This window comes from Aeromonas sp. QDB23 (assembly GCF_027707745.1).
Taxonomy (GTDB): domain Bacteria; phylum Pseudomonadota; class Gammaproteobacteria; order Enterobacterales; family Aeromonadaceae; genus Aeromonas; species Aeromonas allosaccharophila.
In genome coordinates this window covers 1-3,519 of the sequence record NZ_JAPCJA010000115.1, presented here as the reverse complement: position 1 = coordinate 3,519, position 3,519 = coordinate 1, and the positions used below count along the sequence as shown (strand labels likewise).

Below are 3,519 nucleotides of genomic sequence, written 5' to 3'. Positions count from 1 at the left end.
TATCTGGAAAAGGTATTGGATTCAGGGCTGGCTGAATTGAAGTCAATTTAACAATATGTTCACGCTCTCGCCCTGCAGTAGGAACCCATTTAATCCCTTCGTTGCCATTTTTGGCAGGCACCCAACGTATTCCAAGTTTAAGTTCTCCGCTGCGATTCTCCTCCCATACAGTACAATCTATAGGCAATGAGAATAACTCAGAGCATCGGGATGGTGCTTGCATGAGCAATGCTATTGCAGAAGTAAAATATTCTGCTTCAATACCTAATGAAGGTGCGTCATGAAATAACTTAGCAAATAACATCATATCCTCTTCTGAGGGCAATTTATTTTTACGATGTTCTTTTCCATTCTCGTCAAGTTGAATAGTTAAATCTTTTACTTTTTGATATGGATTTGACCACCCAGGAAGACTCGGTGTTATAAAGTTGTCACGGCAGAAATTAAGAAGAAGCTCCATTTGATAGCCCGCTTTATTTCGACCTGCCAGATTTGATATGCGTCTATTAAAAATATCGCCTAGCCTTTCTAAAACTAGGCCATCGAGCATCAGAATATCTGCTTTATGTTTTGATAGAATCAATGCTTCTTCAAGTATTCGAATAGCTTCGAAATGTCTGTGAAGAGTTGTTATGGGTTTTAATGCGTAAATGTAGCGAATGTATGCTTTTGCAAAATCAATAAATGGTGCACCTAGGGGAGAGAAACTATAGGAAGTTGATGGCTCTAAATTTGTGGAGAAACGGGCAACAACACGGCGAGTATTGTGAAAAGTGTGCCATAAATTATGATCCCAGCAATCTTCACCGAAAACAGTTAATTTGTTTTTGCTACTTTGAATGAATTTTTCTAGATTTGCTTCTGAATTCAGTTCTATCGCAGGCTTAAAATGGAAAATGTTACTGTCCACTGACTATCCTCATGCTCGTTGTTGTTTCAGTTCAAAGCATTTCTGCACAACCCATTCAACTGCTAAAATTAGCCTATCTTTTGTTGCCGCGTACTCTTCACTTTTTGTCGTTTTCAACCTTACCTCTTTCTCTGCATATAGATGGGATAAGAATTTCTCGTGAGGAGCATCTAATAATGGTCTAAATTTTTCACAAGTGTAACAACTTTCATACCCCTTAACGCAAAAGTCATTGGTGCCGCATGCTCCTACGATATCGTTATCCTTGTTTGGTATGCGAGCAGCAAGGTCATGTCCTCGCTCACCCTGCTCTAAGTCAACGATAATGCGACCTAGGAATGCATTAGCAAAGGGGGCCAGTTGTTTGCCAATGGCCTTGTCAATATAGGTCACGGTATCTGCGGTATTTTCCGTATAGACCTTAACGTTTTGTGTATCGTTGTGATCCAATGCCTCCGCTATGATCAACGGCCCCAAACCTTTTCGACCAAGGTTTGTTCCTCTTGTATGACGAAACCGCCTAGCCGTTATATGAATATAGTCCCCAGTTCTTTCAGAAATAGCTTTTTGTTTTCTTTGGAAATTTTTTAGCAGGTGTTCTCTTAGATCTGTTGATGACATATTTAAAATGTCAGTATCTAATAAATCATCAGTCAAAGATGTTTTTTTAACCGCTAACTCAAAAACCATTGCCCAATCAATAAATAATGGGATTTTTGTTGCTTGAGAAGCAGTCAGTTTTATTGAGAGTTTTGATTCAAACTTCTCTGTTTCATCTCTAATTAAATTACGCAACGTTAGATAGAGCTCTTCCGTAATGGGGAATTTTTTAAAAGAGAAACGAAACCCACCACCACGCTGCTTTGCTCTAGGTATATTGAGGTAAAAATTTGTCACATTCTTACTATGATCATGTTCTTTAAATAAATCAGCAGCCTTTATTTGTCGTAACTGTGTGGGGCGTCTAGCAGTAGCCTGCAATAAACTCACATATGCATAGCATTGAAATGAGATATAGTTATTCCTGAATAAGCGAATAAGTTCATGATTTAATGCAAGTACCTCATTGCTAGTAAAGGCACCTGTTTCAGGGCAACGATTAGCGACAGACACTCCTTTCTTGTTTCCTGATAGAGTTAGTATTTCGAGTGTTTTCACCATCTCTGTTGTTACACCATAATATCCATATTCATTCCAGCTAATAAGAAAACCACGGAGTGCACCTAAGTACCATTCATTGTTTTTATCAAGCATCGCTCGCCAATTGAGCAATACATCCTCATCTAGATTTTTGAATTTAGTGTCTCGCAATAGTCGTTGAAAGCGTAGATACATATTTGATGTATGGTGTGCTGATTGTTCTTCAGCATAGGTTGCTAGTGTTTTTTTAAATCCATCCAGCAGTTTTGGTTCCATAGATAAAACATCCGGCATGAATGCAATGCTGACATCTTTATTCAACATCCAGTATTCTGAGTGAAAGTCAAAGCTGTATCCATCTTTTGATACTAATTTTTTTGAGCTGAATGTTGATGGGAGATCGTCATTTTCTTCCTCAATGTAATCATATTTATTCATTCATATCCTCTATTTTTTTGAGATTCAATAATTAGTCTCTGTAATTCTTCTTGCTCTTCAAGCACTAGCTTGTTTGTCTTATTGCGAATATGGCGTTCAACATATGGTTTGGCAGAGCTCTCTGATGTGTGCCCCATTTGATACATTCGGCTTTTTGCTTCTTCACTAGATGAAATAAAATTACGGTTACTGTTTGGGTCTTTAGATAGATCATTGTTTTTGTCAATTATTTCGGAGAACCACTGGTTCCAGTTATGCCTAAAATAATGTGGGTGGATCGATTTGAACCGCTCATCCACAGATTTCATTGTTGGCACGATGATACTGTCAAATGTGCTGGTCGATATTGGCTGTCCTTGAGTTTTCCCCTTCCTATGTGTAACAAACAAGTATGGATGCTTGTTCGCGTTCGGAGTCTTTGCCCGTATGTTTATGATGTAGTCATCAATGAGTGCCGCAGTTTCATCTCTAATTCGCAACATTCTTTCTTTCGTCTTTGCTACAGGCTGATTTTTGCGAGGATCATATATGTCATCATGGTGGCGTTTTACCCATATGAATTTTTGGGGGCCGTGAAGCATTAGAAAGTTCGATTCAATAGATAGTGAGAGTAACTCACCTCTTCGTATGCCTAGTTCTTTTAAAAGTAAAAACATAAGATGATTTCGCTTTTTTGTCGAAGCGTGTTTGAACGGATTTTTTGGGTGGTCAAATTGTGCCACAGCCATAAATTCCTCAATTAATCCATCTGGCAAGTCTTTACCATCTAGTTTATCTAAAACATTCTTACCTTTGCCTTTAGGGCGAACAGCAAGTATGCGCTTATTCATACTGTTAATTTCTGTGAGCAGTTTAGTGCTATTACAGTTCTGTACAGCTACTCTAGCAATGAAATCTAAATAACTTGCAATAGCTGTCACACGATTGTAAATGTTATTACGTCCCACTGTGGGGGTCAGGGCGGGATCGCACTTTGTTAATGAAATTTGAACAGGCAGATCGTCTGTGATCTAATCGCGTCTCCATGCAGG

Annotated in this window: 3 protein-coding genes; all 3 read right to left on the bottom strand. The window is 38.6% G+C overall.

The annotated features are described in order from the left end of the window. The coding region (locus PG888_RS22540; RefSeq protein ID WP_442866251.1) for a hypothetical protein at positions 1 to 910 on the bottom strand (910 nt) is incomplete at its 3' end. Between the two features lie 9 nt (positions 911 to 919). Continuing rightward, positions 920 to 2,488: a site-specific integrase gene (locus tag PG888_RS22535; protein WP_171269322.1), complete on the bottom strand. Its 1,569-nt coding sequence runs from the start codon at positions 2,486 to 2,488 to the stop codon at positions 920 to 922. Continuing rightward, positions 2,485 to 3,318, bottom strand: a complete 834-nt coding sequence (locus PG888_RS22530; protein ID WP_270816037.1) for a site-specific integrase — start codon at positions 3,316 to 3,318, stop codon at positions 2,485 to 2,487. Before PG888_RS22530 ends, PG888_RS22535 begins: the two co-directional genes overlap by 4 nt. Between the last annotated feature and the right edge of the window lie 201 nt (positions 3,319 to 3,519).

Excerpts from the sequence above, each read along its gene's own strand:
- PG888_RS22535 (WP_171269322.1), bottom strand. The coding sequence starts at position 2,488 with ATGAATAAATATGATTACATTGAGGAAGAAAATGACGATCTCCCATCA.
- PG888_RS22530 (WP_270816037.1), bottom strand. The coding sequence starts at position 3,318 with ATGAATAAGCGCATACTTGCTGTTCGCCCTAAAGGCAAAGGTAAGAAT.